The organism is Sphingobium psychrophilum (genome assembly GCF_012927105.1).
Classification (GTDB): domain Bacteria; phylum Pseudomonadota; class Alphaproteobacteria; order Sphingomonadales; family Sphingomonadaceae; genus Sphingobium; species Sphingobium psychrophilum.
In genome coordinates this window covers 126,326-152,391 of the sequence record NZ_JABBFV010000002.1, presented here as the reverse complement: position 1 = coordinate 152,391, position 26,066 = coordinate 126,326, and the positions used below count along the sequence as shown (strand labels likewise).

At 63.8% G+C, this 26,066-nt stretch carries 27 protein-coding genes; 20 read left to right on the top strand and 7 right to left on the bottom strand.

Annotated elements, in window-relative coordinates; all coding sequences use genetic code 11:
- Nucleotides 1–16: 16 nt before the first annotated feature.
- Genes HHL08_RS04145 through HHL08_RS04135 form a run of 3 tightly spaced genes read right to left on the bottom strand, consistent with a single transcriptional unit; the run spans nt 17 to nt 4,576 of the window.
- Complete coding sequence (locus tag HHL08_RS04145; RefSeq protein ID WP_169571209.1) at nt 17–1,174, bottom strand: acyl-CoA dehydrogenase family protein; 1,158 nt, start codon at nt 1,172–1,174, stop codon at nt 17–19.
- Nucleotides 1,171–3,339: a 3-hydroxyacyl-CoA dehydrogenase NAD-binding domain-containing protein gene (locus HHL08_RS04140; protein ID WP_206377706.1), complete on the bottom strand. Its 2,169-nt coding sequence runs from the start codon at nt 3,337–3,339 to the stop codon at nt 1,171–1,173. The genes HHL08_RS04145 and HHL08_RS04140 overlap by 4 nt, the downstream gene beginning before the upstream one ends.
- A gap of 34 nt (nt 3,340–3,373) precedes the next feature.
- Complete coding sequence (locus HHL08_RS04135) at nt 3,374–4,576, bottom strand: acetyl-CoA C-acetyltransferase (RefSeq protein WP_169571208.1); 1,203 nt, start codon at nt 4,574–4,576, stop codon at nt 3,374–3,376.
- Between the two features lie 153 nt (nt 4,577–4,729).
- Between HHL08_RS04135 and HHL08_RS04130 the strand changes: the two genes are divergently transcribed.
- Nucleotides 4,730–6,400 (top strand): class I adenylate-forming enzyme family protein, encoded by a 1,671-nt coding sequence (locus tag HHL08_RS04130; RefSeq protein WP_169571207.1) that lies wholly within the window; start codon nt 4,730–4,732, stop codon nt 6,398–6,400.
- Between the two features lie 25 nt (nt 6,401–6,425).
- Nucleotides 6,426–7,208 carry an SDR family NAD(P)-dependent oxidoreductase gene (locus HHL08_RS04125; protein ID WP_169571206.1) on the top strand — a complete coding sequence of 261 codons (783 nt, stop codon included), beginning with the start codon at nt 6,426–6,428 and terminating at the stop codon, nt 7,206–7,208.
- Nucleotides 7,209–7,215: 7 nt separating this feature from the next.
- On the opposite strand, the gene HHL08_RS04120 is transcribed toward HHL08_RS04125, so the two are convergent.
- Nucleotides 7,216–7,920, bottom strand: coding sequence for a GntR family transcriptional regulator (locus HHL08_RS04120; RefSeq protein ID WP_206377704.1), 705 nt, complete (start codon nt 7,918–7,920; stop codon nt 7,216–7,218).
- Between the two features lie 129 nt (nt 7,921–8,049).
- Here HHL08_RS04120 and HHL08_RS04115 point away from each other — a divergent pair, with 129 nt between their 5' ends.
- From HHL08_RS04115 to HHL08_RS04065, 11 genes are all read left to right on the top strand, one after another.
- Nucleotides 8,050–8,901 (top strand): fumarylacetoacetate hydrolase family protein, encoded by an 852-nt coding sequence (locus HHL08_RS04115; protein ID WP_169571204.1) that lies wholly within the window; start codon nt 8,050–8,052, stop codon nt 8,899–8,901.
- A gap of 53 nt (nt 8,902–8,954) precedes the next feature.
- Nucleotides 8,955–9,920, top strand: coding sequence for a VOC family protein (locus HHL08_RS04110; protein ID WP_169571203.1), 966 nt, complete (start codon nt 8,955–8,957; stop codon nt 9,918–9,920).
- Nucleotides 9,917–10,657 (top strand): alpha/beta fold hydrolase, encoded by a 741-nt coding sequence (locus HHL08_RS04105; protein WP_169571202.1) that lies wholly within the window; start codon nt 9,917–9,919, stop codon nt 10,655–10,657. Before HHL08_RS04110 ends, HHL08_RS04105 begins: the two co-directional genes overlap by 4 nt.
- The gene (locus HHL08_RS04100; protein WP_169571201.1) at nt 10,654–11,430 is read left to right on the top strand and encodes an SDR family oxidoreductase; all 777 of its coding nucleotides are present in this window, start codon (nt 10,654–10,656) and stop codon (nt 11,428–11,430) included. The genes HHL08_RS04105 and HHL08_RS04100 overlap by 4 nt, the downstream gene beginning before the upstream one ends.
- Nucleotides 11,431–11,512: 82 nt before the next feature.
- Nucleotides 11,513–12,676: an acyl-CoA dehydrogenase family protein gene (locus tag HHL08_RS04095; RefSeq protein ID WP_169571200.1), complete on the top strand. Its 1,164-nt coding sequence runs from the start codon at nt 11,513–11,515 to the stop codon at nt 12,674–12,676.
- Nucleotides 12,677–12,685: 9 nt separating this feature from the next.
- Nucleotides 12,686–13,144, top strand: a complete 459-nt coding sequence (locus HHL08_RS04090) for a hypothetical protein (protein WP_169571199.1) — start codon at nt 12,686–12,688, stop codon at nt 13,142–13,144.
- A complete protein-coding gene (locus HHL08_RS04085) occupies nt 13,141–13,530 on the top strand; it encodes a MaoC family dehydratase (protein ID WP_169571198.1) in 390 nt (129 codons plus the stop codon). The genes HHL08_RS04090 and HHL08_RS04085 overlap by 4 nt, the downstream gene beginning before the upstream one ends.
- Nucleotides 13,531–13,551: 21 nt before the next feature.
- Nucleotides 13,552–14,106 (top strand): VOC family protein, encoded by a 555-nt coding sequence (locus tag HHL08_RS04080; RefSeq protein ID WP_268932672.1) that lies wholly within the window; start codon nt 13,552–13,554, stop codon nt 14,104–14,106.
- Nucleotides 14,107–14,122: 16 nt separating this feature from the next.
- Complete coding sequence (locus HHL08_RS04075) at nt 14,123–14,962, top strand: alpha/beta fold hydrolase (RefSeq protein WP_169571197.1); 840 nt, start codon at nt 14,123–14,125, stop codon at nt 14,960–14,962.
- Complete coding sequence (locus HHL08_RS04070) at nt 14,959–15,714, top strand: SDR family NAD(P)-dependent oxidoreductase (protein ID WP_169571196.1); 756 nt, start codon at nt 14,959–14,961, stop codon at nt 15,712–15,714. The genes HHL08_RS04075 and HHL08_RS04070 overlap by 4 nt, the downstream gene beginning before the upstream one ends.
- Before the next feature lie 16 nt (nt 15,715–15,730).
- A complete protein-coding gene (locus HHL08_RS04065) occupies nt 15,731–16,648 on the top strand; it encodes an alpha/beta fold hydrolase (RefSeq protein ID WP_169571195.1) in 918 nt (305 codons plus the stop codon).
- 48 nt (nt 16,649–16,696) lie between these two features.
- On the opposite strand, the gene HHL08_RS04060 is transcribed toward HHL08_RS04065, so the two are convergent.
- Nucleotides 16,697–17,221, bottom strand: coding sequence for an ester cyclase (locus HHL08_RS04060; RefSeq protein WP_169571194.1), 525 nt, complete (start codon nt 17,219–17,221; stop codon nt 16,697–16,699).
- A 164-nt stretch (nt 17,222–17,385) separates the two neighbouring features.
- Here HHL08_RS04060 and HHL08_RS04055 point away from each other — a divergent pair, with 164 nt between their 5' ends.
- The 5 genes from HHL08_RS04055 to HHL08_RS04035 all read left to right on the top strand — a co-directional run bounded on the left by HHL08_RS04055 (nt 17,386) and on the right by HHL08_RS04035 (nt 22,494).
- Complete coding sequence (locus HHL08_RS04055) at nt 17,386–17,838, top strand: nuclear transport factor 2 family protein (protein ID WP_206377721.1); 453 nt, start codon at nt 17,386–17,388, stop codon at nt 17,836–17,838.
- 50 nt (nt 17,839–17,888) lie between these two features.
- Nucleotides 17,889–20,225, top strand: coding sequence for a membrane-bound PQQ-dependent dehydrogenase, glucose/quinate/shikimate family (locus HHL08_RS04050; RefSeq protein WP_169571192.1), 2,337 nt, complete (start codon nt 17,889–17,891; stop codon nt 20,223–20,225).
- An 86-nt stretch (nt 20,226–20,311) separates the two neighbouring features.
- Nucleotides 20,312–20,752, top strand: coding sequence for a nuclear transport factor 2 family protein (locus tag HHL08_RS04045; RefSeq protein ID WP_169571191.1), 441 nt, complete (start codon nt 20,312–20,314; stop codon nt 20,750–20,752).
- On the top strand, nt 20,745–21,746 hold the full coding sequence (locus HHL08_RS04040) for an NADP-dependent oxidoreductase (RefSeq protein WP_169571190.1): 1,002 nt from the start codon (nt 20,745–20,747) through the stop codon (nt 21,744–21,746). The genes HHL08_RS04045 and HHL08_RS04040 overlap by 8 nt, the downstream gene beginning before the upstream one ends.
- 22 nt (nt 21,747–21,768) lie before the next feature.
- On the top strand, nt 21,769–22,494 hold the full coding sequence (locus tag HHL08_RS04035) for an SDR family oxidoreductase (protein ID WP_169571189.1): 726 nt from the start codon (nt 21,769–21,771) through the stop codon (nt 22,492–22,494).
- On the opposite strand, the gene HHL08_RS04030 is transcribed toward HHL08_RS04035, so the two are convergent.
- Nucleotides 22,491–23,642, bottom strand: coding sequence for an oxidoreductase (locus HHL08_RS04030; protein WP_169571188.1), 1,152 nt, complete (start codon nt 23,640–23,642; stop codon nt 22,491–22,493). The two genes, HHL08_RS04035 and HHL08_RS04030, sit on opposite strands and share 4 nt — an antisense overlap.
- 130 nt (nt 23,643–23,772) lie before the next feature.
- Nucleotides 23,773–23,979 (bottom strand): ferredoxin, encoded by a 207-nt coding sequence (locus tag HHL08_RS04025; protein ID WP_169571187.1) that lies wholly within the window; start codon nt 23,977–23,979, stop codon nt 23,773–23,775.
- Between the two features lie 92 nt (nt 23,980–24,071).
- On the opposite strand from HHL08_RS04025, the gene HHL08_RS04020 reads away from it, so the two are divergent.
- Nucleotides 24,072–25,457: an aromatic ring-hydroxylating dioxygenase subunit alpha gene (locus HHL08_RS04020; RefSeq protein ID WP_169571186.1), complete on the top strand. Its 1,386-nt coding sequence runs from the start codon at nt 24,072–24,074 to the stop codon at nt 25,455–25,457.
- Nucleotides 25,458–25,483: 26 nt separating this feature from the next.
- Nucleotides 25,484–26,062, top strand: coding sequence for a 3-phenylpropionate/cinnamic acid dioxygenase subunit beta (locus tag HHL08_RS04015; RefSeq protein WP_169571185.1), 579 nt, complete (start codon nt 25,484–25,486; stop codon nt 26,060–26,062).
- Nucleotides 26,063–26,066: the final 4 nt, after the last annotated feature.

The window sequence follows — 26,066 nt, the reverse complement described above, 5'->3', positions numbered from 1 at the left end:
CTCTCCCGGCAGCGGATCAGGACAGCTTGCGCTCGTCCAGCCCCAGCCCCCGCCCGATGATTTCGCGCATGATTTCGCTGGTGCCGGCAAAGATACGGCTGATCCGTGCGTCGGTATACATGCGACTGATGCGATATTCTTCCATATAGCCCGCGCCGCCGTGCAATTGGACGCATTCGTCCATCACCCGGCCTTCCAGTTCGCTGGCAAGCAGCTTGGCGGCCGACGCATCCTCCGCCGTCAGTTCGCCTCCGTTGAGCAGCAGGACGCACTGGTCGACATAGGTTTGAAGCGCGTCCAGTTCGGCGCGCATCGACGCCATCTTGAACCGGGTGTTCTGGAACGCGCCGATCGGTTTGCCGAACGCCTTGCGCTCCTTTACATAATCGAGCGTGATGTCGAAGGCGGTCTGCGCCGTCGCCATGAAGCCGATCGCGGCCACCAGTCGTTCCTGCGCCAGGAAGCGGGCAAGATATTTGAAGCCCTGGGTCGGATCGCCCAGCACATTGGCCTTGGGCACCTTCACATCGTTGAAGAAAAGTTCGGCCGTGTCCTGCGCCTTCAGGCCCATCTTGGCGAGTTTGCGGCCGCGCTCGAACCCCTCCATGCCGCGTTCGACCACGAACAGGCCAAGGCCGTGGCGGCTGTTGGGATCGGTCCGCGCCGCAACCACGATCAGGTCGCCCAATATGCCGTTCGAGATATAGGTTTTCGCGCCATTGAGCAGCCAATGGTCGCCCCGATCGGTGGCGCTGGTGCGCATCCCGGCCAGGTCGCTGCCGGTCGAAGGTTCAGTCATCGCGACGGCGAGTATCTTTTCGCCGCTGACGATGCCGGGCATCCAGCGGTCCTTCTGTTCGTCATTGCCCAGCTTGGCGATATAGGGCGCGACGAGATCATTATGCAGGTTGATGTAGAAACCCACATCGCCATGGCGCATATTTTCTTCGATGATGATCTGTTCGAAGCGGAAATCGTCGATCCCCGCGCCGCCATATTTCTCGTCTGCCCACGTGCAGAGCAGGCCCTGCGCACCGGCCTTGAGATACAACTCGCGATCGACGATGCCCTGTTCGCGGAACCGCTCGGCATGGGCGCCGACTTCGGCGCTCATGAACTTGACGACGCTGTCGCGGAACTGTTCATGCTCCGGTTCGAAGATGAGGCGTCTCATGCCGGGACCGGCTCCTTGACCGTGGTTTCACTGGCGGGGGTGTAGAAATCTTCACCCCGTGCCGCCTTGTCGCGCAGCCAGGCGGAGGGCAGGAAGCGGGGGCCGTATAGCTGCGCCAGGCGATCGGATTCCTGCACGAATTTGTCGATGCCGATGGTGTCGATATAGCTGATCGTGCCGCCGGTCCATGCCGGGAAGCCCCAGCCGTAAATGGCGCCAAGGTCGGCATCCTGCGGCGTTTCCAGCACATTTTCTTCCAGGCAGCGGGCGGTTTCCATCGCCTGCGCATAGAGATAGCGTTGCTTGATTTCCTCGATATCCCAGCCGTCCTTGACCGGAAAATGTTCTGCCAGCCCCTTCCACAGATGCTTCTTGCCGCCTTCGGGATAGTCGTAGAAGGCCCCGCCCGCCTTGCGGCTGGAACGGCCGATCTCGTCCTTCATCCGGCGCATGACGGCAACGCCAGCAGGCGGCGTATAGGCGTCGCCCTCCTCGGCGATCGCTTGGTCGACGATCTTGAGCGGCAGGTCGAGCGTCAGTTCATCCAGTAGCGCCAGTGGGCCAACGGGCATCCCAACGGCCTTGGCCGCATTCTCGATCACCGCAGGCGGCACGCCTTCGGCCAGCATTGCCGCGCCTTCATGGATCAGCATCTGGAACACGCGGCTGGTATAGAAGCCCCGGCTGTCGTTGACGACGATCGGCGTCTTGCGCAGTTGGGCGATGTAATCGAGGCCTTTGGCCAGCGTCGCCTTGCTGGTCTGCTTGCCCATGATTACTTCGACCAAGCCCATACGTTCGACCGGCGAGAAGAAGTGCAGGCCGATAAACTGGTCGGGGCGCTGCGATGCCTGCGCCAGTTGAGAGATCGGCAGGGTGGAGGTGTTGGAGGCGAACACGGCATGGTCGGGCAACACCGCTTCGGCCTTGCGCGTCGTTTCGGCCTTGATCCCGGTATCCTCGAACACCGCCTCTACCACGAGGTCGCAGCCGTCGAGCAGGGCGAAATCGTCGGTAGGGGTGATGCGCGCCAGGATGGCGTGGGCCTTGTCCTGCGTCGTCTTGCCCTTTTCGATCAATTTTCCCAGCACCTTGGAGGCATAATCCTTGCCCTTCTGCGCGGTCGCGGTGTCGCGGTCGATCAGGATCACCTCGATCCCCGCATTGGCGGAGACATAGGCGATGCCAGCGCCCATCATGCCAGCGCCCAACACGCCGACCTTCTTCGCCGCGAATTTCTCAAAGCCTTCGGGGCGGCGCGCGCCCTTTTCGGCGGCCTGTTTGGAAATGAAGGTCGTGCGGATGATGTTGCGCGCGACCGGATCGGTGAGCAGCTTGGCGAAATATTTGCCCTCTACCGCCAGCGCCTTGTCGAAGGGGAGTTGCAGGCCCTGGAAGACGCAATTGAGGATGGCGAGCGGGGCTGGCTGGTTATAGCCGACCTTAGCGATGCCGCCTGCCGCCATCATGTAAGCGGTGGAATCTTCAGGGACGGTCAGCCCTTTCTTCTGCGGCGGGGTCCAGCCCTTGACGTCCCAGGGCTTGATTGGATTGGGCGCGGTCGCAAGCCATACCTTGGCTGCATCGATCAGGGTGTCGGCGGGAGCAATTTCGTCCACGATCTTGAGTTTCAGCGCTTCGGCCGGACCGACCGAACGGCCCGACAGCAGCAGGTCGAGCGCGGTCTTCATGCCCGCAATGAGGCCAAGCCGCACCGTACCGCCCGATCCGGGGAGCAGGCCGACATTGACTTCGGGCAGGCCGACTTGAACCTTCGCGTCGTCCACCAATATGCGGCGATGGCAGGCCAGCGCGAGTTCGAACCCACCACCCAGCGCCAGCCCGTTGATCGCCGCGACCCAGGGCTTGCCCGACTGTTCGATCGCCCGGTGCATGTCCGTCGCGCGCTTGGAGAAGGCGTAAGCCTCCTTGGCCGTCAGCGTGCCGAAGCCGTTGACCAGTTGCTTGAGGTCCGCGCCCGCCATGAAGCTGGCCTTGGCCGATGTCAGGATGACGCCCTTAATGCCGTCATCTTCCGCGATCTGCTTCGTCGCCGCTTCCATGTCGGCGATGAAGGCGTCGTTGACGACGTTCATCGATCCTTCCGCATTGAGGGTCAGGATCGCGAAGCCGTCATCGGCCTTTTGCAGTTGCATGGTCTTCATGGAATGTCCCGCTCTATGGTTCGCAAGGGCGCGCTCAGACGCGCTCGATGATGGCGGCCGTGCCCAGGCCGTTGGCGGCGCAGAGCGTGATGAGGCCGGTTGCCGCGTCGCGGCGTTCCAGTTCGTCCAACACGGTGCCCAGGATCATCGCCCCGGTCGCGCCAAGCGGATGGCCCATGGCGATCGCGCCGCCATTCACGTTGATCTGGTCATCGGGGATGTCCAGGTCGCGCTGGAAGCGCATCACGACGCTGGCGAAGGCTTCGTTCAGTTCCCACAGGTCGATGTCCTTTTCAGTCATGCCGCCGGCCTTCAAGGCCTTGCGCGACACGGCGGTCGGCGCGGTCAGCATGATCGTCGGCTCAGACCCGATATTGGCGTAGGAGCGGATGCGACCGCGCGGCTTCAGCCCCGCCTTCTCACCGAACGCCTTCGACCCAACCAGCACCAGGCCCGAACCATCGACGATGCCGGAGCTGTTGCCGCCGTGGTGGACATAGTTGATTTCTTCCAGCTCGGGATATTTCGCCTTGCCCACTGCCTCGAACCCTGCCTTGCCATAGCCTTCGAAGGCGGGCTTCAGCTTCGCGAGGCTTTCGACCGTGGTGCCGGGGCGCATATGTTCGTCGCGATCGAGGATAACTTCACCCAGCACATCTGTCACCGGAACGATCGAGCGCTTGAAATAGCCCTGGTCCCAGGCATGGGCGGCCTTGCGCTGGCTTTCGACAGCGAAGCCGTCGACATCTTCGCGGGTGTAGCCGTCCAGCGTGGCGATAATGTCTGCGCCGATGCCCTGGGGAGCGTAATAATTGCTGAAAGCCACGGCGGGGTCGGACGTCCAGGCGCCGGAATCATAGCCCATCACCGTGCGGCTCATCGATTCCACGCCGCCGCCGATCCCGGCGTCGATCATCCCGGCATGGACCTGCGCGGCGATCAGGCTGACGGCGTCGAGGCCGGTGGCGCAGAAGCGATGGATCTGCTGCCCGGCGACGGTCTGGGCATAGCCTGCCTGCAACACCGCCGCGCGCGCCAATACCCCGCCCTGTTCGCCGACCGGCTGGGCCATGCCGATGATCACATCGTCGAGCAGCGCGGTATCGAGATTGTTGCGCGACTGAAGCGCCTTGAGCAACTGCGTCGCCATTTCGACCGAGCTTATCTCATGCAGCGCGCCATCCGGGCGCCCCTTGCCGCGCGGCGTGCGAACATGATCGTAGATATAGGCTTCCATCGTAAATTCCCGATCCGTGATCCGATATTTTGCTGTGTCCGCTCTTGGCGTGGGCAGCCCTGTCCGCACCTATCCAACGAAAGGCGCATGATGGGACGCACGCTGCAATCTGACGACAATCAAGGATTGGCAGATATTTAGGAGCGGGCTTTCGTGGGCATCAAGGGCGAGGACAGCGCCGCAATTCGCATAACGGCGACGACGCTGGGCGACTTGCTTTTGAAAGGGCGGGACAAGGGGCGGACCAAGGACGCGCTGGTCTTTCCAGGCGAACGCAAAAGCTATGACGATCTGGTCGCTGGCGTGCTGCGCCGGGCGCGGGGGCTGAAAGCGCTGGGCATCGGTCGCGGCGACCATGTCGGCATATTGCTGCCGTCCAGCATCGAATTTGTCGAGACGCTGTTCGCCAACGCGATGTGCGGCGCGGTGTCGGTGCTGATGAACGCGCGCTACAAGGCGCCGGAAATGGCCTATGTCGCGCAAAATGCCGATCTGCGCGCGATCGTCACCAATGATCTGGTAACTGAGCATGTCGATTTCGGCGCGCAGTTGGTGGAGGCCTTTTCTGGCCTGCCTACCGTGGCTGATCCTGCTGCCCTGACCCTGGCGGAAGCGCCGCTTTTGCGGCAGATCATCATGCTGGGCGGGCGTTCCGCGCCCGGCTTCGTCGACCAAGCCCGGTTCGATGCGGCGGTACAAAGCGTCAGCGAAAGCGACATCCATGACACGCGCCTGACGGTGCGGGTGCGCGACACGGCGATGATCCTCTATACGTCCGGCACGTCGGCCAATCCCAAGGGCTGCCTGCTGAGCCATGAGGCAGTAACGCGCGAGGCGAATAATCTGGCGCGCTATCGATGGGGCTTCCAGCCCGACGAGCGGGCCTGGTCGCCATTGCCGCTATTCCATATCGCGGCGATGCTCTGCATGTTGGGCGCGATGGATGTCGGCGGCACCTTCATCGGCCAGCCGCATTTCGACGCCGGGGAAAGCCTGCGCCAGATCGAGGCGGAGCAGGTGACGATGATGTTCCTACCCTTCGTTACTTTCCATCAGGCGATGATCGCGCATCCCGAATGGGAAAAGACGGATATGTCGTCCGTCCGCCTGCAAAATAGCTGCTTTGCCTTCATGCCGGATCGGGTGGGCCAAGCCTATCGCGACAAGGCGCCCAATATGCTGCAGGTCGGCACCATGGGCATGACCGAGGCGACCGGCATCGTCACCACCGGCGGCCCGGCGATGGACCCGGAAATGGGGTTCAGGAAACTGGGCTATCCGCTGGCCGGTATCGAAATGAAGATCGTCGATCCCGATACTGGGGTGGAACGCGGCGTGGACGAGCGCGGCGAGATATTGATCCGGGGCTATAATCTGTTCGACGGCTATTATCGCGACGCGGAAAAAACCGCCGAAGCGATCGACGCAGACGGATGGTATCATAGCGCCGACATCGGATCGATCGACGCGGAAGGCCATATGATGTTCCATGGCCGGTTCAAGGATATGCTGAAGGTCGGCGGCGAGAATGTCGCGGCGGCCGAGGTTGAGGCGGTGCTGGCGAGCCATCCCGCCGTGCGGCTGGCGCAGGTCGTCGGCCTGCCCGACGATCGGCTGGCCGAAATTCCCGCCGCCTATATCGAGCGGGACGGCGATGTCGCGGTGGAGCCGGACGAACTGATCGCCTACACAAAGGCGCGGTTGGCGTCGTTCAAGGTGCCGCGCCACATAAGGTTCATCGACGAATGGCCGATGTCGGCGTCCAAGATCCAGAAGTTCAAGTTGCGCGCGGCGCTGATGGCCGAACTGGGCCTGAGCGACTGACAAGACAGAAAAAAGGAGAGGTTGAATGCGGGTCATCATCACAGGCGCGGCGAGCGGCATCGGGCGCGCCTGCGCGCAATTGCTGGCCGCAGGCAGCGTGATCGCGGGCGAGCATCAACTGCTGCTGGCCGATCGGGATGCCGTCAATCTTCAAGGCGTAGCCGATGCGATCGGCCCGGCGGCGGCGACCTGCGTCGTTGACCTCGCCGAACTGGATTGCGGCGACCGGATCGTCGCGGCGGCGATGGCGCATATGGGCGGAATAGACGCGGTCATCAGCAATGCCGGGATCATCATGGGCGGCGCGCTGGTCGACCTGCCGGCGGGCGATTTCGACCGCATATTCGCGATCAACACCCGGTCGGCCTGGCTGCTGGGCAAGGCCGCGCATCCGCACCTGAAGGCTAGTGGGGGGGCGTTTGTCGCCACCGCGTCCATGTCAGCCACCGCGCCGACGCCCGCGCTTGGTTTCTACTCATGCAGCAAGGCGGCGTTGCTGATGATGATCCGGCAACTGAGCATCGAATGGGGACCGGACGGAATCCGGTGCAACACCGTGTCCCCCGGCCCGACCTATACGCCGATGACGGCGGCGGGCTATGACGACCCGGCCCGGCGCGACCAGCGCGAAGCGACCATACCTCTGCGAAAGCTGGGCATGGCGGAGGATGTCGCCAACGCCATCCTGTTCCTGATCGGTCCCCATGCCGGGCATATCAGCGGCATCGACATCTTGGTCGATGGCGGGATGAGCAACATGCTGATGCCCGCCAGTGGCGGCGGCACCGGGCAGAAGCGGCAGAATTAGGATGGGGTCAGGCCGCCCGCACCTCTGTTTTCTCGCCCGGCAGGCGCATCGCGCCGTGCTGTGCATCGACCAGCAGGCGGGCGGTCGCCATCAGATGATCGCCCAGCAGCGCCACCGCCCGATCGGCGTCGCGGCCCAATGTGGCGGTAACGATATCGCTATGTTCGTGGACCAGGTCGCGCTCGCCGGTCGCCAGCGGGACGGTGAGGTAGCGATAGCGTTCCGACTGGGCATAGAGCCAGTCGCGCATCCGCAGCAGCCAGGGGCTGTCGCAGGCGGCCACCAGCGCATGGTGGAATGCGCCATGGGCGTCGGCATAATCCTCGTTCAGGCGGGCAGGATCGGCGGGATCGCGGGTCGGCGTTTTGCTGAGGCGATGGGCGGCGCTGACGATCGCGGACTCCCAGTCCAGCCCGCCACGGGCGATGGCGCGGCGCAGACATTGCCCCTCTATATCGCTGCGCACCGTGACCAGATCCATCAGGTCGCCGATCGAAATCGGCGTCGCGCGAAAGCCGCGCGCATCGTCCTGCGTCACGAAGCCTTCGGACGTCAGGCGCGACAGGGCTTCGCGCACCGCGCCCAGGCTGAAGCCGCGATTATCGGACACATCCTTGATGTTGATCCGGTCGCCCGGCACCAGCCGGCACGTCAGGAGATCATCCCGCAACTGGCGATAGGCCCGCTCGGTCAGGCTCAGCTTTTTCATCATCGCCAAAGCCATAGCAGTTTTGAAACCATAGGCAAATGTTGATAGTATATTTCATATCGTAGAATATATTTCATATTGACCCGGACGACGGCCCGCTCCACGGTGGCAGGGTATCAGGAGGACAGAATCATGCGTTTGGCTAAGGTTTCGAAAAATGGGCAGACCGGTTTGGCGGTCGATACCGGGGCGGGCGTCAAGGCGCTGTTCGGCGATGCCGCACTCTATGATCTGGACGCGCTGATCGCGCAGGGCGGCGACGCGCTGACGCAGGCAGGCGATGCGGTCGTGGCAGGCGGCGAGGATGTCGCCATCGACGACCTGACGTTCCTGCCGCCGCTGATCAAGGCGCCCAAGATCCTGTGCCTGGGCCTGAACTATAAGGACCATGCCGCGGAGGGCGGCTTTCAGGTGCCGGAATTTCCTACCATATTCGGCCGCTTCAATAGCAGCCTGATCGGCCACGGCGCGCCCATCATCAAGCCGCCCTGTTCCGACCAACTCGACTATGAGGCCGAGATGGTCGCGGTCGTGGGCAAGGGTGGCAAGGACATCGCCAAGGACGACGCGCTGTCGCACATCGTCGCTTATTCGGTGTTCAACGACGGGTCGATCCGCGATTATCAGCTGAAGACCCCGCAATGGACCGTCGGCAAGAATTTCGACGATACCGGCGCGTTCGGGCCGTGGCTGGTGACGGCGGACGAACTGCCCGCGGGCGGCGCGGGGCTGAAGATCGAGACGCGCCTGAATGGCCAGACCGTGCAGAGCGCCAACACGTCCGACATGGTGTTCGATGTGGTCGATACCGTCGCCCTGCTGTCGACCTGCTTTACGCTGGAGGCAGGCGACGTGCTGGTGATGGGGACGCCGTCCGGCATCGGCCTGGCGCGCAAGCCCCCGCTGTTCATGAAGGACGGCGATGTGTGCGAAGTGGAGATCGAGAAAATCGGCCTGCTGGTCAACCCGATCAAGGCGGCCTGACAATGGAACGGGCGGCGGCGCGATCCGCCGTCCGTCATGCCAAGGAGGACAGGATGAACGATAAGAGCATCGCCGGGCGGCGAGCCAATGTACTAGGCGTCCATTCGATCGACCATTTCGCGCTGGCCGTGCCCGACCTGGAAGAGGCACGCCGTTTCTACACCCTGTTCGGCCTGGACGTGCGCGACGGCGACGGCGCGCTGCATCTTTACACACAGGGTAATCCGCATCGCTGGGGCGTCATCACGCAGGGCGCGGGCGCCAAGCGGCTGCGCTATCTGAGCTTTGGCGTCTATGCTGACGAGATCGATGCGTTTGCCGCGCATCTCGATGCCTGTGGCGTCACCTATATCGACGCGCCTGCGGGTGCGGACGCGCAGGGTATCTGGTTCAGCGGCTTTGATGGCTTGCCGATCAACATTCGCGCGGCCGTCAAGTCTACGCCGTCGGAAAAGAGCCATTTCGCCTTCGTCAGCGCCCTGCCCGGCCAATCCGGCGCGATCCCCAACAGCCAGGCGCCCAAGGTCCATCCGCGCCGCCTGTCGCATTTCGCGATCTTCACGACCGACGTGAACGCGGCGATCGCTTATTATGAAAAGACGCTGGGCCTGCGCCTGTCGGACAAGAGCGAGCCGGGCGTCGCCTTCCTGCACGGGGTTCATGGCAGCGACCATCACCTGCTCGCGCTCGTGCTGTCCGACCGGCGCGGGATGCACCATGTCAGCTGGGACGTCGGTTCGGTGATGGAAGTGGGCCTGGGCGGCGCGACCATGGCGCGGGCGGGCTATGGTCCCAACTGGGGCGTGGGCCAGCATGTGCTGGGCGCCAATTATTTCTATTATGTCCGCGATCCATGGGGCAGTTTCAGCGAATATTCGGCCGACATCGACTTCATCCCCCATGATGTCGAATGGCCATCGGCCAATCATGCGCCCGAAGACAGCATGTTCCTGTGGGGCCCGGACCCCTTCCCCGAATTCATCCAGAACACCGAACCTGCGGAGGCTGACCTGCCATGACCACATTTGTTCTACTCCACGGCGGCGGCATGGGCGGCTGGACCTGGAAATATGTCCGCGACCTGCTCGAAGCGCAGGGGCACAGGGTTTATACGCCGACCTTCACCGGCTTTGGCGAGCGCGCGCACCTGACCGGGCGGCATGTCGGCAACACGGTCCATGTGCAGGATATCGTCAACGTCCTGCATTATGAGGATCTGCATGATGTCGTGCTGGTCGCGCACAGCTATGCCGGGACGGTCGCGCCGGGCGTGATCGCGCAGGCGGGCGACCGCATCGCCACCGTCATCTATCTGGACGCCATCGTGCCCCATTCGGGCGAACGCATCGCGTCGCTGATGGGCTATGTGCCCGAAGACCAACTCGCTGGCCTGGACGCCATGCTGGAGGCGGGCGAAGGGCCGATCGGATCGGGCGTCGATGTGATGCAGCGGGAGGCCGCCAAGACGCATCCGCACCTGATGGACGCGGACCGGCAGCAATGGCTGCTCGACAATCTAACCGACCAGCCGATGCGGGCGACATCCTGCGTTATCCCGGTCGGGGCGGAAACGATCGACAAGCCGGTCGATTATATCGCCGCCGCCATCACCGTCATGAACGCGATGCATGATCGCGCGCGCGCGCTGGGCTGGACGATCCACGACCATCCGGGCGATCATGCGCTGCTGGTGGGCGATCCCGAAGGGACGGTCGACCTGATCATGAAGATCGCAGCATCGAAGGGCGCGGCATGAATATCGATGCGCTGTTTTCCGTCCTGGGCCGGGTCGCGCTCGTCACCGGCGGGTCGAGCGGGATTGGCCGCCACATCGCCACCGGCTATGCCTCGGCCGGGGCGAAGGTCTATATCTGCGCCCGGACCGAAGCCAAGGTGCTGGCGGCGGCGCAGGCGATCAGTGAAGCGACCGGGGGCACCTGCATCGGGCTGACGGCCGATCTTTCGACGCTGGCCGGGATCGACGCGCTGGTGGCGCAGGTCGCGGCGCGCGAAGGCGCGCTGCACATGCTGGTCAATAATGCCGGGACGATGGCCGATGCGCCGATCGACGATTATAGCGAGGACGACTGGGACCAGGTCATCGACCTGAACCTGAAAGCCCCCTTCTTCATCCTCCAGAAATTCCTGCCGCTGCTGCGCGCGGGCGGTACGGCGGAGCGGCCGGCTTCGCTCATCAACATCGGGTCGGTGGGGGCGCTGAAGGTCGGGCCGAAGGAAAATTACGCCTATCAGGCGTCCAAGGGCGCGATTCACTGGCTGGCCAAGGGGCTGGCCAAGCGGCTGGGCCGCGACAACATCACCGCCAATGTGATCGCACCGGGCTTTTTCGAATCCGAGATGACGGTGATCGCGTCGGACGAGATGCGCAAGATGGTCGAGGCCATGGTGCCGCGCGGGCGCGTGGGGACGCCGGAGGATCTGGCGGGAACGGCCATCTATCTGGCGTCGCGCGCGGGTGCCTATGTCACCGGTTCGGTCATCCCGGTCGAGGGCGGATTGTCGATCTGAACAGCCTCGACCCTATAGGAGGATAGGTTCTCAGCGCGCCTGGCAGGTGCCTAACGGGCAAGCAAAGAGAACAGGAAAGACAATGGATTTTTCGCTCACCGAGGAGCAGCAGGCGTTTCGCGACATCGTGCGCCGCTGGGTCGATGCAGAGGCGCCCAAGGACTGGATGCGCGCGCTGGAGGCCGACGAGGAAAATTACCCCTACGCGCTGTGGGACAAGATTGCCGAACAGGGTTTCTTCGGAATCGGCATACCGGAAGAATATGACGGCCTGGGCGGCGACGTCATGATGCAGATGATCTTCGCGCGCGAATTTGCGCGGACCGCCGGCGGACTGCTGTGGGTCTGGGGCCTGACATCCTTTGGCGGGGCCAAGACGATCAGTGCGGTCGGCACGGAAGAACAGAAGAACCGCTGGCTGCGGCCGATGGCGCAGGGCAAGCTGCGCGTCTCGCTTTCGATGACCGAACCCGATGGCGGGACCGACGTGCTGGGCGCGATGAAGACCCATGCCGAAAAGGTCGATGGCGGCTGGAAACTGAATGGCGCGAAGATGTGGACGACGGGCGCGAAGGCGGCCGATCGCCTGCTCGTGCTCGCCCGCACCGACAAAAATGTCGAAAAGAAGCATCATGGGCTGACCATGTTCTTCGTCGATGCCAAGACGCCGGGCATCACCGCGTCGCTGCTGCCAAAGCTGGGGATGCGCGCGATGGGATCGTGTGAAGTCCATTATGAGGATGTGTTGGTCCCCGACGAAGATGTTCTGGGGGAACCGGGCCAGGCCTGGTACGCGATGCTACCGACGCTGAACAATGAGCGGATCATGGTCGGCGCGCAATGCCTGGGCGCGATCGACGGGGTGCTGGAAGATGCGCTGGCCTATATGCTTCAGCGAAAGGCGTTTGGCGGCATCATCGGACGGTTCCAGGTGCTGCAACATTATGTCGCGGACATCGCGACCTGGCAGAAGACTACCGAATTGCTGCTCAACAATGTCGCGTGGATGCAGTCCAACGGCATGAATTGCGGCGTCGAGGCCAACATGCTCAAGATGGTGGCGACCGAAAATGCGGTGAAGGCCGCCGACCTTGGCATCCAGATATTGGGCGGCATGGGCTATTCGGCGGAAACCGACATGCAGCGTTACTGGCGCGATCATCGCATCCTGCGCATGACGCCGATCAGCAACGAGATGGTCCGCAACTCGATCGCCGAAAGCCTCGGCCTGCCGCGCTCTTATTAGGGACCAGCCATGAGCGATCTCGACACCCTGCCCCCCGCTCCCGACGCTGCCGGCATATCGCTGGACGGCACGAGGGTCTTCACGATCAGCGCGGAAGAAAATGCCGCGCTGTGCCGATCCACCGGGATCGAACCGGCCAGCGACGGCACCGCCCACCCGATCTATTATTATGTCGCCACGCAAGTCGCGATGGGGAAGACCGTCGCGGGTGTATGCGAAGCATGCGAGTTCGATGTCGATGACGGGCCGATGATGGGCAGCAGCGGCGTCAAGTTCGACGCGCCGCTGATGGTTGGGACAAGTTACAAGGTGACGGGCGAAATATTGAGCCTGATCCGCAAGCGCAGCCGCAAGCTGGGGGTGATGGACGTGCTGACATACCGTCTGCGCCTGCATCTTTTGGACGGGACGCAGGTTCTGGAAACCGACAATGTCTGGGTGCTGCCGCGCAAGGAGTTTGCCGCATGAGCTATGCCGTTGGCGATGCGTTGCCGCCCTTTACGATCGAGAGCGTCAGCCCCGAAGCGATGCAGCAATGGGCGGTTTTCCTGGCCGATCCCAATCCCATCCATCTGGATGTCGAGGTGGTCAAGGCCAAGGGGCTGGGCGACCGGGTCATCAACCAGGGGCCGGCCAATGTCGCCTATATGATGAACATGCTGATGCGCGCCTTTCCCGGCGGGCGAATCAAGGCGATGGATTCGCGCTTTCTGGACAATGTTTATGGCGGCGACCGTGCGACCGTGACCGGCACGGTCGCGGCGATCGACGGCAACAGCATCAGCTGTGCCTTCACGCTGGATGTCGAAGGACGGGGCACCGTCAATTCCGGCACGGCGACGATAGAAGTCTAAAAATTCCGAGGAGATAAGATTATGCCAAGCGGACCCTTTGCTCATGTGTGTATGGTCGTGCGCGATCTGGACACCGCGATCGTGGACTGGACCAAGATCCTGCGCGTGCTGGACCCCGCCAGCCTGGAAAAGCGCCTTGTCAAATATGACGAGTTTTCCAGTGGTGCCGATGCCGGCATGAAATGGGCCACCTTCGTCAATGATGGCGGCACGGAAATCCAGTTCATCCAGCCCGCCCCCGGCACGCCGATGGGCGACCGGTTGGACAAGGTGGGCGAGCATGTCCATCACCTGTGCTATTCGACCGACGATGTGCCGGGTGCCATGGAGAAGCTGCGGGCCGAAGGGCTGCACCTGCCCGGTGGCGGCCAGACCCATAACGACCCCGACATGACCTGGCAGAAGTGGAGCTGGATCGGGCACAAGAGCACGCATGGCGCGATGATCGAAGTGGCGTCGCCCTATGAGAGCCTCAATGACGGCAAATGGCACCATGCGCCGGGTAAATTCGCCTATGCTGGTCCCGGCGAACATGAGTGCTTCGCCGAAATCGCGCCGCCGATCGCTGCCGAATAAGCCCGGAACGCCCGGCATGATGTCCGCGACCCGGATCAGCCTGCCGGGCGACGGCGTGGCGCTGGTGGCGGACGCCTATGGCGATCCGGCCGCGCCGCCCGTATGTTTCTTCCATGGCGGCGGGCAAAGTCGGCGGTCCTGGGCCGGATCGGCGCGGCGGGTGGCGCAAGCGGGCTATTATGGCCTGACCTTCGACCTGCGGGGCCATGGCGACAGCGATTGGGCCAGCGATGGCGACTATCTGCTGGAAGCCTATGGCCGCGATGTCGAAGCGATCCTGATGGCGCTTAGCCGCCCCGTCGCGCTGGTGGGCGCGTCTCGCGGCGGCCAGTGCGCGCTGGTCGGCGGGTCGCGCCATCCCGATCGCGTGCGCCTGATCATGCTGGCCGACGTTGCGCCGCATATCGATGACGAAGGGGTAGAGGAGATACGTGGCTTCTTCCGCGCCAGCGAAGCGGGCTTCGCGTCGCTGGACGAGGCCGCCGATGCGCTGCACCGCCATCTGGGCCAGCCGCGCCTGGCCGATGTGTCGGGCCTGGCCAAGGCGATGCGGACGGATGGCGGGCGGCTGTTCTGGCACTGGGATCCGCGCACGACGTCGCAAGAATTTCTGCATCCGCCATCCGAAGGCGAAGCGCTGGTGGCGGCCGCGATGCGCGTTACCACGCCGGTCGTTCTGGTGAAGGCGGAACTGAGCGAGATCGTGACGGATGAGAGCGTCCGCCAGTTTCAGGCGCTGACCCCGCAACTGCAGGTCGAGGTCGCGCATGGCGTGGGCCATATGTTCACCGGCGACCATAATGATGCCTTTGCCGAACGGCTGCTCCGCCATTTGACCACGCATCTGCCGCTATGAACCGGGGCGCAGCCTTTGTCGTGGGCGGCACGGGCGGGCTGGGCAGCGCCATTTGTCGTCGACTTGCGGACGAATGGGACGGCGTGGCGATCGGCTATCGATCCAGCGCGGACAAGGCGCAGGGGGTGATCGACACGCTGGGCGAAGGCCAGGACCGGGCGATCGCCGTCCATTGCGATCTGTCCGACATGGCCAGCATCCAGAGCGGTTTTACCGAGGCGAAGGCGCGGTTCGGCGAGATTGGCACGGTGATTTTCGCCAGTGGCGTGGACATAGAACAGCCCTTCGTCAGCCAGATCGGCGAGGACCAGTGGCGGCAGGTGATCGAGGTCGAACTGATCGGCTTCACCCGCATCGTAGCCGCCGCCCTGCCCCATTTCCGCGCGCAGGGTTTCGGCAATTTCGTGTCGGTGGTGTCGGTCGCCAATTACTGCTTTCCGCCGGGCGACGCACTGTCGTCCGTTCCCAAGGCGGGGATCGAGGCGCTGGGCCGCGCCATCGCGAAAGAGGAAGGCCGCTATGGCATCCGCGCGAACATGGTTGCGCCCGGCATCATCGACGCGGGATTGGGGGCCGAATTTCTCACCACCCTCTACACGCCCGCCATTTGGGAAGCGCAGCGCAAGCGGATCGCGCTCCAGCGCTTTGGTGATGGCGAGGATATTGCGCAGGCCGTTGCCTTCCTGGCGTCAGAGCGCGCGCGCTACATTACTGGCCAGACATTGATCGTCGATGGCGGCTTCAGCCTTTGAACGGATAGAGCGATCCATGCCGAAGTTCACACTGTCCCTGCCGGTCCAGACCATGGTCGATTTCGGCGAAGCGATCCAGATCGCGGCGACCCTGGCGATACCCGACAGACTGCCCGATGGCCCGATCGACCTGCTCGTCTGCCTGCATGGCGGCACCTATAGCCGCTGGTATTGGGATGCGCAGATCGACGGCTGGCCGGGCTATAGTTTCGTCGATCATTGCCTGGCGCAGGGCAAGGCGGTGCTGGCGCTCGACGCGCTGGGCATGGGGGACAGCAGCCAGCCGGAGCGGGAAGATAGGTTGACTCCCCATGTCGGCGCGCAGGCGCATCATCTGGCGCTGGCGGCCGTTCTGGAACGGATGGACGCCGGGGAATGGGGCGCGGACATGGCGGGGCGCGCGCGCCGGATCACCGGCATCGGCCATTCGATGGGCGGGATGCTGACCATCGTGCAGCAAGCCGCATGGGCCAGTTTCGATCAGGTGGCGGTGCTTGGCTTTACCAATATCGGGCTGGCCATGTCGGACGAGGTGCGATCGGCCATCGGCGCGCAGGTGGCGGGGCCAGGCTATGGCGCGGCCAATCGGGCGGCGATGCGCGGCTATTTCCATGCCGCAGACGTGCCCGAAACGGTAATCGCAGCCGACGATGCGCGGGCGTCGCTGACGCCCAATAGCTATGGGCGGCTGGCCATCATGCCCGGCGGGGTGGCGGCGGAGGCGGCTGCGATCGCCGCGCCGGTCTATCTGCATTTTGCCGACATCGACGTCAGCCCCGATGCCCATGCCGAACCGGCAGGGTATCGCGCGTCGCGCCATGTCACGCTGACGAAGCTGGCCGACGCGGCCCATTGCCATAATTTCGCATCGACCCGGCTGCAAAGCTGGACGATGCTGCACCGGTGGATCGACCATATCGGTGCCATCAGCTGACGGCGGTAGCGCCCCGGCCACCCAGAAGGCGGCCGGGACAAGGATTGCTTACTTATAGGGATCGACGGGCTGGGGCACCTTGATGACTTCCAGATCCTTGAGCATCGTCAGCACGTCCGAGATCGAATAGATATGGTCGATCTTGCCGTCGCGGAAGCGCAGCCACGAGAACCACAGGACGTTGAGATCATTGCCGGTCGGCTGGACGCCCATATAGGGACCGCCGGTATGTTTGCCATGGTGATGGCACAGCACGCAGATTTCATCGTCGCCCCGGCCCCATGCCTTGATCGTGCGATAGATGCTGGGCGGGAAAGTGGTGTACAGGCCCTGCGGCGAGGTTTTCCAGACATGATAGGTGCCCAGATCCGGCCGGTTGGGATTGTCGTAGGTCATGGTTTCGGTGTTGAAGAAGGCATCCATGCCGTCCCAGTCACCCCGATTGATGACTTCGTGCAGGTCCATCCAGTGATTGACCATATATGCCTGGCTATCGGTCAGCCCGGCGGTGATTTCAGCCCGCGTCTCTGCGGACAGGACGAAATCGGCTTCGGTGAACGGGGCTAGACCCATTTATACTCTCCTAGATAAATGCTTGAGGCAAATTGGCCCGCTGACATGTGCCTGCGGTAACGCCTCATCCCCTGTCGCTATCCCCTCGACACCTACCCAACGAAAGGCGGCCGGCCAACCGGCCTGTGCGACCGATCATTCTATAGAATGAAGGAGAGTGGGTGATGCTGACCGTGCAGGAGATGTCGGACCGGTTCGAAATACAGGATTTGATCGTGGGCTATTGCTACGCGGTCGACAGCCGCGACTGGGATGCGCTGGACCAGTATTTCACCGCCGATGCGGTGATCGACTATTCCGAAATGGTCGGCGTTTCCGGCAGCCTGGGCGAGATTAAAGAGTTTCTGGCCAGCAGCCTGACGCCGATCCTGGCGTTCCAGCATAGCGTATCGACCACCCGCTACAGCATCGACGGCGACCGCGCGCAGACCAAGACCGTCTGCACCAATCCCATGACCGTGAGCGATGGCACGAGAGCCGAAACGCTGGTTTTCGGCCTGTGGTACATCCATGATTATGTCCGCACGCCTGCCGGATGGCGGATCAGCCGCCTCTACGAACAGAAATGCTATCGGATGAACGTGCCCGACTGGCTGGCCGCGCAACTGCCTGCCTGACCGCACCGGTTGCCTCCTCCTTCCTTCCCCCTGCGCGCCAAGGTGCCTTCATGCAACGCTTCCTCAATGCCGCCTTCCTGATCGTGCTTGTCGTGACGGGGCTTTCGCTTGCATGGCTTGGCGGGCGTTTGCTGATGCTCGGCGGATCGCCCTGGTATCTGCTGTCCGGGCTGGTCATGGTCGCTGTCGCGCTACTTGGCTGGCGCAGGGTGCCGCTGTCGATCGCTTTGTTCTGGGCTTTTCTGGCGGCGAACCTCACCTGGGCCTTGTGGGAGGTAGGGCTGGACGGATGGGCGCTGGCCCCGCGCCTAGCCATGCCGCTGTGCCTTGGCCTCTATATGCTGACCCCCTATTATCGGCGCCATGTCGGGCGATCCGCCCCGTTGCCGGGCGGACGCGTGCTGTGGCCCGCGCTGGCGCTGATCGTCGGGGCAAGTATCGGCCTGGCGTTCTGGGCCGATCGCACGCCTGCCGCGGCGAGTCGGATATGGGGTCCGGCCCCCGCCAGCGCGGCCGATGGCGACTGGATCGCCTATGGCAACGACCGGGGCGGATCGCGCTATTCCCCGCTGGAACAGATCAGCCCCTTCAATGTCGGCAACCTGGAACCGACCTGGACCTATCACACGGGCAAGGTGGGCGACGGAAAGCAGGGTACCGCCTTTCAGGTCAACCCGATCAAGGTCGGTAACCGCCTGTTCCTGTGCGCGGGCAATAATGACGTGATCGCGCTGGACCCGGAAACCGGGCGGCAATTGTGGCGGCATAATCCCAAGACGGACCTGGTCGGGGTCTATGGCCTGGTGTGCCGGGGCGTGACCTATTATCGCGTGCCCGGCGCAACGGGGGCCTGCGCCGAGCGCATATTTACCGCCACGCTCGATGCGCGGCTGATCGCGCTGGACGCTGCGACCGGGCGGCCCTGCCCCGGTTTCGGGCGCGGTGGTCAGGTCGACCTGAAGACCGGGCTGGGCCAGGTGGACAAGGGCTATTATTTCGTCACGTCGCCCCCCGCCCTGGTGCGCGGGCGGCTGGTGCTGGGCGGCTGGGTGACGGACGGGCAGAAGATCAGGGAGCCATCGGGCGTCGTGCGCGCGTTCGACGCGGTGACCGGCGATTTCGCCTGGGCATTCGACATCGGCCGCCCCGACGACCATGGCCTGCCCGCGCCCGGCGCGACCTTCACGCCCGGCACGCCCAATAGCTGGGCACCGATGAGTTCGGACGAAACGCTGGGCCTGGTCTATGTACCGACCGGCAATGCCACGCCCGATTATTTCGGCGGGCATCGGACGGCCAATGACGATCGCTATGCCAGTTCGGTGATTGCCCTGGATGGCATGACCGGCGCGGTGCGATGGTCGTTCCAGACGACGCATCACGACCTGTGGGATTATGACGTGCCGGCGCAGTCCACGCTGGTCGACCTGCCCGGCGGGGTGCGCGGCCTGCTCCAGCCGACCAAGCGCGGCGAGATTTTCTTCCTCGATCGCGCGACCGGCAAGCCGATCCTGCCGGTCGAGGAACGCCCCGTGCCGCAGGGCGTGGTGCCGGGCGAACGCCTGTCGAAAACGCAGCCCTATTCGGTCGGCATCCCGAGCTTCACCGGGCCGCGCCCGACGGAAAGGGGCATGTGGGGGCTGACCCCGATCGACCAGGCGATCTGCCGCATCCGGTTCAGGGAGGCGCGGTTCGATGGCGACATGACGCCGCTGTCGACGCAGCATCCGACGATCACCTGGCCCGGCTATCTGGGCGGGATCGATTGGGGCGGGGTTTCGGTCGATCCCCGGCGCGGGCTGATGATCGTCAACAACAACCAGGTCGGCAATTATAACCGCCTGATCCCGCGCGCAGAGGCCGACCGGCGCGGCATCAAGCCGATGAACGCCATCCATATGGGCGATGTCGGTGGCCCGGCAGCGCAACAGGGCGTGCCCTATGCCGCGCAGATCGCGCCGTTCCTGTCGCCGCTCGCCATTCCGTGCCAGCAGCCGCCCTATGGCCGGATTAATGCCGTTGACCTGAAAACCGGCAAGATGGTGTGGAGCCGCCTGTTCGGAACGTCGCGCGACAGCGGGCCGCTGGCGCTGCCGACCTTCGTACCGATCCCGATGGGCGTGCCCAATATCGGCGGATCGGTGGCGACGGCCAGCGGGCTGACGTTTATCGGCGCGACCCAGGAACATGCGTTTCGCGCCTATGACACGGCGACCGGGCGGCTGCTTTGGAAGGCGCGCCTGCCCGCCGGCGGCAATGCGTCGCCCAGCAGCTATTGGTCCAACGCCAGCGGTCGCCAGTTCGTGGTGATCGCGGCCGGTGGCCATGGCGCGATGCTGTCGGGGTCCAGCGACCAGTTGATCGCCTATGCCCTGCCAAAGAAATGACGCGCCGCCGGCTCGATCCTATCGTTTGGCGGGCAAGATCGGCCATCCCTTCCCTATGCTGTCCAACGACATGAGGGAGGATGAGAATGGCGGCACATGGCAGCCTGACGCGCAGGGCGCTGCTTTCGGCGGATGACGAGCGGGCGATCCACCATTTGCTGCTGCGCTATGCGACCGGGATCGACACGCGCGACTGGCCGTTGTTTCGCACCTGTTTCGCGCGGGATTGCGAAGCCGATTATGGCAGCTTCGGCCGCTGGCGCGGGCCGCGCGAGATCACCGAATATATGGAGGGCGCGCACCGCCATATGGGCGCGACGCTGCACCGGATCAGCAATATCGTGGTGGAAAGCTGTAACGACGAAATCGTCGCGCGCAGCTATGTTGACGCGATTTTGATGGACCAGATTCAGGGCGTGACCCACCGGGCGACCGGCTATTATGACGATTGCCTGATCCGCACATCGGCCGGATGGCGCATATCCCGGCGGAAATTCACGATGGTCAGGGCCGGGCTGGATGGATGATGCCAATCGCCAGGTGATCCTGGTCGCGCGGCCGACCGGCATCGCGCAGGCCAGCGATTTCGCGATCCGGCCCAGCCCGATCGACCAGCCCGGTCAGGGCCAGATACTGGTGCGCAATCATTATCTGTCGGTCGAACCGGCGATGCGCGGCTGGATAGCCGATCGCGGCAATTATGCCGCGCCGGTGCCTATCGGATCAGTGATGCGCGCGCTGGCGGCCGGACAGGTGGTGGCGTCGGGCGACGCGGCCTACCGGGTCGGCGATCATGTGACGGGCTGGTTTGACTGGCAGGACTATGCCTGCGTTTCAGCCGACCAGGTGGTGCAACGCACCAGCGCAGCGGAGATGCGCGCGGCGCTGGGCATATTGGGGATCAACGGCGTCACCGCCTATCTGGCGCTGACGATGATCGGCCAGCCGCGCGCGGGTGAAACGGTGCTGGTGTCGACCGCCGCCGGGGCCGTCGGATCGGCGGTGGGGCAGATTGCGCGCCTATTGGGGTGCCGCACGATCGGCATCGCGGGTGGCCCCGACAAGGCGCGGCGATGCGTCGAAGATTTCGGCTATGACGGCGCGATCGATTATCGCGGGGAAGATGTCGGCGCGGCGGTGGCGCGGATCGCGCCGGAGGGGATCGACATTTATTTCGACAATGTGGCGGGGGCCATCAGCGACGCGGTGCTGCCGCATCTGGCCATGAAGGGCCGGGTCGTGGTGTGCGGCACTGCGTCCATCGATCGCTGGGAACCCTGGCCGCAAGGGCCGCGGGTCGAGCGCCATCTGCTGGTCAAGCGCGCGCGGATGGAGGGGTTCGTCATCTTCGATCATATGGACCGCTATGCCGATGCCGTGGCGCAGTTGCGGGCGTGGATCGGCGAAGGCCGCCTGACCTGGCGGGAAGAGATACTGGACGGGATCGAAGCCTGCCCGGATGCGCTGGCGGGGCTTTACCGTGGCGAAAATGACGGCAAGCGGCTGATCCGCCTCGTTTGACAATGGATGAAGGAGGGATGCGATGACCAGTCTGACGGGCAAGATCGCGATCGTCACAGGGGCGTCTTCGGGTATCGGCGCCGCGAGCGCCCATGCGTTGGCAGACGCGGGCGCAACGCTGGTGCTGGTGGCGCGCCGGGCGGATCGGCTGGCAGCGCTGGCGGCGGAGCTTGGCGCCGACTGCCTGCCCTTCGTTGCCGACATGGCCGAGGCGGACGCGCCGCAGCGGCTGCATGAGAAAGTGATGGCGCAGTTCGGTCGTGCGGACATTCTGGTCAATAATGCGGGCATCCTTCATGCCGCGCCGATCGACCAGTTCGACCTGGACCAGTTACGGCCGATGATCGCGCTGAATTATGAGGCGGTGGTGCGAACCTGCACGTTGTTTGGGCGGTCGATGAAGGCGGCGGGGACCGGCCAGATCATCAACATATCCAGCATCGGCGCGAACATCATCGCGCCGGGCGTGGGTGTCTATGGCGGGCTGAAGCGGGCGCTGGAGGCGTTCACCGATTGCCTGCGCGTCGAGTTGGCGGGGAGCGGAGTCAAGGTCGGCATCGTCGCGCCGGGCACGACCAGCACCGAGATTTTCGAGGATATGAAAGCGCGCGGCCAGCCCGCCTGGGACAGCTTCATTCCTGCGATGCAGCCGGGCGACGTCGCCGATGCGGTGCGGTACATGGCCTCGCAGTCGGACCGCACCAGTATGGCGCGCATCCAGGTCTATGCCGCCGCCGACACGCATTAATCCAGCGTGGCGTAGGCCTCCAGCCGGAACGGATCGACCGCGCCGCCGTCGCGCATCTTGCGGACCCATAACGGGTCCATCAGCAGCGCGCGGCCGACGGCGATCAGGTCAAACTCCCCTTGCGCCATGCGGTCCGCCACCAAATCCAGATTATCGGTCATCACCGTTGGCTGGGCGAAGGACGATTGCAGATCCTTGCTGAGGCCGACGCCGCCGACCGCGATCACTGGCTTGCCAGTCAGCCGCTTGATCCATCCGGCAAGGCCCATGTCCGACCCTTCGAACGCGGGGGTCGAGAACAGGCGGGTGCTGGCGTCGAAGATATCGACACCGGCGTCCGCGATCGGGGCCAGCATGGCGGCCAGTTCGTCCGGCGTCTGCGCGCTGCGGGCGTCGTAATCCTGCAATTTCCATTGCGAGAAGCGGAAGATGATCAGGAAGTCGGGGGCGGTCGCGGCGCGGACGGCCCGGACCACTTCCGCGGCGAACAGCGCGCGGGTAGCCGCGTCGCCACCCCAGCGATCATCGCGCAGGTTGGTGCGGTGCCACAGGAAACTGTCGATCAGATAGCCATGCGCGCCATGCAGCGCGATGCCATCGAAGCCGACGGCGCGGGCGTTGGCCGCGCTGCGGGCGAAGGCGGCGATGATGTCACCGATTTCGCTGTCGGTCAGTGGCGTCGTGGGCGCGCGCACCGCGTCGAGATAATCGGGCGGCACCATCGCCCTGTCGGTCGGCCCCCAGATGCCCGATGGCCGGGCCGACGGCGCCTGCGGATCATAGCCGGTGCCCGGCACGCGAATGACGCCCTGATGCCATAATTGCGGGACGATCAGCCCGCCGGCAGCATGGACCCCGGCGACAATGGCGCGCCAACGGGCCAGCGCTTCGTCGCCATGCAGTACCGGGGAGGCACCGCCGCCCATCGATTCCTGGCCCAATGCGGAAGGATGATCGACCCCGATGCCTTCGGTCACGATCAGGCCCACGTCCGCATCCGCGCGACGGCGATAATAGTCTACCACGCTATCGGACGGCACGCCGCCCGGTGAGAAGTTGCGCGTCATCGGCGCCATCACGAACCGGTTGCGCAGGCGCAGGCCCGCCACATCGACGGGCGTGAACAGCATGTCCCTTGCGTCAGTCATCCTCTATCCTCCCTGCCGTCCCATGGCCGCGCTGGTGCCGCAGCGACCGGCGGCGAGGAACCTACCTATCGGCAGGTTCCTCATCGGCCCAACGGGCAGAGCCTTTCACCATGGAATGCACAGCGGCCAATCAGGCGTCGACGACGGCCAATGCAGCTTGGGGACAGGCCTCAGCTCCTTCGCGCGCCTGGTCTTCCAGACCCTCCGGCACGATCGGGTCATCGACATAGACGATGCCATTGGCATCCAGCTTGTACACTTCGGGGCAGATTTCGGCGCACACGCCATAGCCGCAGCAGGCCGCCTTATCGATCACCACCTTCAACGTCTGGCTCATCATCCTCTCCTTATGGGGCAACATTACAACTTGAACAGATTTAGTTCAATATGTATAACACGACTCACGATGGATTTTCCAAGGAGAGGAAGATGCTGCACAAGGCCGGGTTGACTCTGAGCGATGGGACCACGCTCGACGACCTCATCAACCGCGACATGAACGAAGTATCGTTGCGGGTGATGAACGACAAGGAACTATACGAACTGGAAATGGAGCGCGTTTTCGCGCGTACCTGGCTGTTGCTGGGCCATGAATCGGAAATCCCCAAGCCGGGCGACTATGTCATGCGTGACATGGCCGAGGATAATGTGATCGTGTCGCGGGCACGCGACGGCGACGTGCATGTCATGCTCAACGTCTGTCCGCATCGCGGGATGAAGGTCTGCACCGCAGAAGCCGGCAATGCCGCCGCCCATCGCTGTATCTATCATGGTTGGGCCTTCCGGTCCGACGGCAGCTTCATCGGCGCGCCGATCGAAAAGGAGCAGATGCACGGCAACAAGCACAGCAAGGACGAGCTGGGCCTGAAAAAAGCGCGGGTGCACCTTTATGGCGGGCTGATCTTTGCGACATGGAGCAAGGATCTGTCGTTCGAGGATTATCTGGGCGACGCCAAATTCTATCTCGACCAGCTATTCTGCCGCACCGACAATGGCCTGGAAATGCTCGGCCCCCCGCAGCGCTTCGTGCTGCCGTGCAACTGGAAGATCCCTGGCGAACAGTCCGGTTCAGACGGTTTCCACACGCTGACGCTGCACCGGTCGCTTATGGAAGGCGGCATCATGGGCGGCACGGCCGAGTCGATCTATGACACGGCACCCGGCATGTATGGCGTCGATATCTCGGTGCCGCAGGGGCATACGCTGCGCTGCCTGGAAGCGGCGCAGACGTTCAAGATGTTTGCCGACATAAGCTTCGAAGGCAAGACGACCGAGGAACGGCTGAACCTGCTGACCCCGCCGGGCGTCACCAAGGACATGATCCCGCAGCTGTTCAAGAATCTGTCGGAGGCGCAGGTCAACCAGTTGGCGACCATCCCGCCGCAGGTCGGCGGCATGTTCCCCAATATCCTGATCGCCTTCATCTTTGCCCCGCGCATGGATGGCGGCGCGTCAGGCGCACTGTCGCTGCATACTTATGTGCCGCGTGGGCCGGACAAGGTGGAGTTCATCAACTTCATCTTTGCAGAAAAGGACGCGCCGGAGGACGTAAAGCGCGACATGCTCCAGAACGCGATCTGGTCCACCGGCACGTCGGGCACGATCGAGCAGGACGACGCCGACACCTGGCCGCAGATCATGCGCAATTCGCGCGGCCATATGAGCAAGACCATGACCCTGAAATATCAGGCGCTCCATGGTCATGAACGGCCCGAAGGCTGGGTCGGCGGGGGTGATCTCTATCCCGGCTTTACCAAGGACGACACGCAATGGGCGTGGTGGTCGGCCTATTATGACCTGATGGCCGAAGCCTGAGCGACGCGAGAGAAGAGGATCACACCATGACCGTGAACTACGCGACCGCCGCGATCGACAAGACCAGCGTCATGCGCGGGCTGGTATCCACCCAGCGCGTGCCGTTGGGGTCGGAGGTCTATAACCGCCTGCTCGAAACCCTGTATGACGAAGCCGCGGCACTGGACGAGCGCCGGTTCGACGACTGGGTCGCCTATCTGGAGCAGGATCTGGTTTACACCGCGCCGCTGCGCCTGACCCGCAACGGTCCCAACAAGGATCGCGACGTCGTGCGCACGATGAAGCATTTCGACGAAAACCATGCGTCGATCCTGATGCGGACCGGCCGCCTGTCGAAAAGCGCCTGGGCGGAAGACCCGCCGTCGCGCACGCGCCGCTTCGTCACCAATGTTCGTATTGCACAGTGCGACACGGCGGGCGAATATGAAGTCGTGAGCTATTTGTACGTCGAGCGCAGCCGGTTCGATAACCCGGAAAACGAGTCGATCACGGCCGAACGGCGTGATGTTTGGCGGCTGGTCGACGGTGCCTATAAGCTGGCGGTGCGCGAAATCATCGTCGACCAGTCGACGCTGGGCATGTCCAACTTCGCGATCTTCCTCTGACGGG

Excerpts from the sequence above, each read along its gene's own strand:
- HHL08_RS04145 (WP_169571209.1), bottom strand. The coding sequence starts at position 1,174 with ATGAGACGCCTCATCTTCGAACCGGAGCATGAACAGTTCCGCGACAGC.
- HHL08_RS04140 (WP_206377706.1), bottom strand. The coding sequence starts at position 3,339 with ATGAAGACCATGCAACTGCAAAAGGCCGATGACGGCTTCGCGATCCTG.
- HHL08_RS04135 (WP_169571208.1), bottom strand. The coding sequence starts at position 4,576 with ATGGAAGCCTATATCTACGATCATGTTCGCACGCCGCGCGGCAAGGGG.
- HHL08_RS04125 (WP_169571206.1), top strand. The coding sequence starts at position 6,426 with ATGCGGGTCATCATCACAGGCGCGGCGAGCGGCATCGGGCGCGCCTGC.
- HHL08_RS04120 (WP_206377704.1), bottom strand. The coding sequence starts at position 7,920 with ATGATGAAAAAGCTGAGCCTGACCGAGCGGGCCTATCGCCAGTTGCGG.
- HHL08_RS04115 (WP_169571204.1), top strand. The coding sequence starts at position 8,050 with ATGCGTTTGGCTAAGGTTTCGAAAAATGGGCAGACCGGTTTGGCGGTC.
- HHL08_RS04110 (WP_169571203.1), top strand. The coding sequence starts at position 8,955 with ATGAACGATAAGAGCATCGCCGGGCGGCGAGCCAATGTACTAGGCGTC.
- HHL08_RS04105 (WP_169571202.1), top strand. The coding sequence starts at position 9,917 with ATGACCACATTTGTTCTACTCCACGGCGGCGGCATGGGCGGCTGGACC.
- HHL08_RS04100 (WP_169571201.1), top strand. The coding sequence starts at position 10,654 with ATGAATATCGATGCGCTGTTTTCCGTCCTGGGCCGGGTCGCGCTCGTC.
- HHL08_RS04095 (WP_169571200.1), top strand. The coding sequence starts at position 11,513 with ATGGATTTTTCGCTCACCGAGGAGCAGCAGGCGTTTCGCGACATCGTG.
- HHL08_RS04090 (WP_169571199.1), top strand. The coding sequence starts at position 12,686 with ATGAGCGATCTCGACACCCTGCCCCCCGCTCCCGACGCTGCCGGCATA.
- HHL08_RS04085 (WP_169571198.1), top strand. The coding sequence starts at position 13,141 with ATGAGCTATGCCGTTGGCGATGCGTTGCCGCCCTTTACGATCGAGAGC.
- HHL08_RS04080 (WP_268932672.1), top strand. The coding sequence starts at position 13,552 with ATGCCAAGCGGACCCTTTGCTCATGTGTGTATGGTCGTGCGCGATCTG.
- HHL08_RS04075 (WP_169571197.1), top strand. The coding sequence starts at position 14,123 with ATGATGTCCGCGACCCGGATCAGCCTGCCGGGCGACGGCGTGGCGCTG.
- HHL08_RS04070 (WP_169571196.1), top strand. The coding sequence starts at position 14,959 with ATGAACCGGGGCGCAGCCTTTGTCGTGGGCGGCACGGGCGGGCTGGGC.
- HHL08_RS04065 (WP_169571195.1), top strand. The coding sequence starts at position 15,731 with ATGCCGAAGTTCACACTGTCCCTGCCGGTCCAGACCATGGTCGATTTC.
- HHL08_RS04060 (WP_169571194.1), bottom strand. The coding sequence starts at position 17,221 with ATGGGTCTAGCCCCGTTCACCGAAGCCGATTTCGTCCTGTCCGCAGAG.
- HHL08_RS04055 (WP_206377721.1), top strand. The coding sequence starts at position 17,386 with ATGCTGACCGTGCAGGAGATGTCGGACCGGTTCGAAATACAGGATTTG.
- HHL08_RS04050 (WP_169571192.1), top strand. The coding sequence starts at position 17,889 with ATGCAACGCTTCCTCAATGCCGCCTTCCTGATCGTGCTTGTCGTGACG.
- HHL08_RS04045 (WP_169571191.1), top strand. The coding sequence starts at position 20,312 with ATGGCGGCACATGGCAGCCTGACGCGCAGGGCGCTGCTTTCGGCGGAT.
- HHL08_RS04040 (WP_169571190.1), top strand. The coding sequence starts at position 20,745 with ATGGATGATGCCAATCGCCAGGTGATCCTGGTCGCGCGGCCGACCGGC.
- HHL08_RS04035 (WP_169571189.1), top strand. The coding sequence starts at position 21,769 with ATGACCAGTCTGACGGGCAAGATCGCGATCGTCACAGGGGCGTCTTCG.
- HHL08_RS04030 (WP_169571188.1), bottom strand. The coding sequence starts at position 23,642 with ATGACTGACGCAAGGGACATGCTGTTCACGCCCGTCGATGTGGCGGGC.
- HHL08_RS04025 (WP_169571187.1), bottom strand. The coding sequence starts at position 23,979 with ATGAGCCAGACGTTGAAGGTGGTGATCGATAAGGCGGCCTGCTGCGGC.
- HHL08_RS04020 (WP_169571186.1), top strand. The coding sequence starts at position 24,072 with ATGCTGCACAAGGCCGGGTTGACTCTGAGCGATGGGACCACGCTCGAC.
- HHL08_RS04015 (WP_169571185.1), top strand. The coding sequence starts at position 25,484 with ATGACCGTGAACTACGCGACCGCCGCGATCGACAAGACCAGCGTCATG.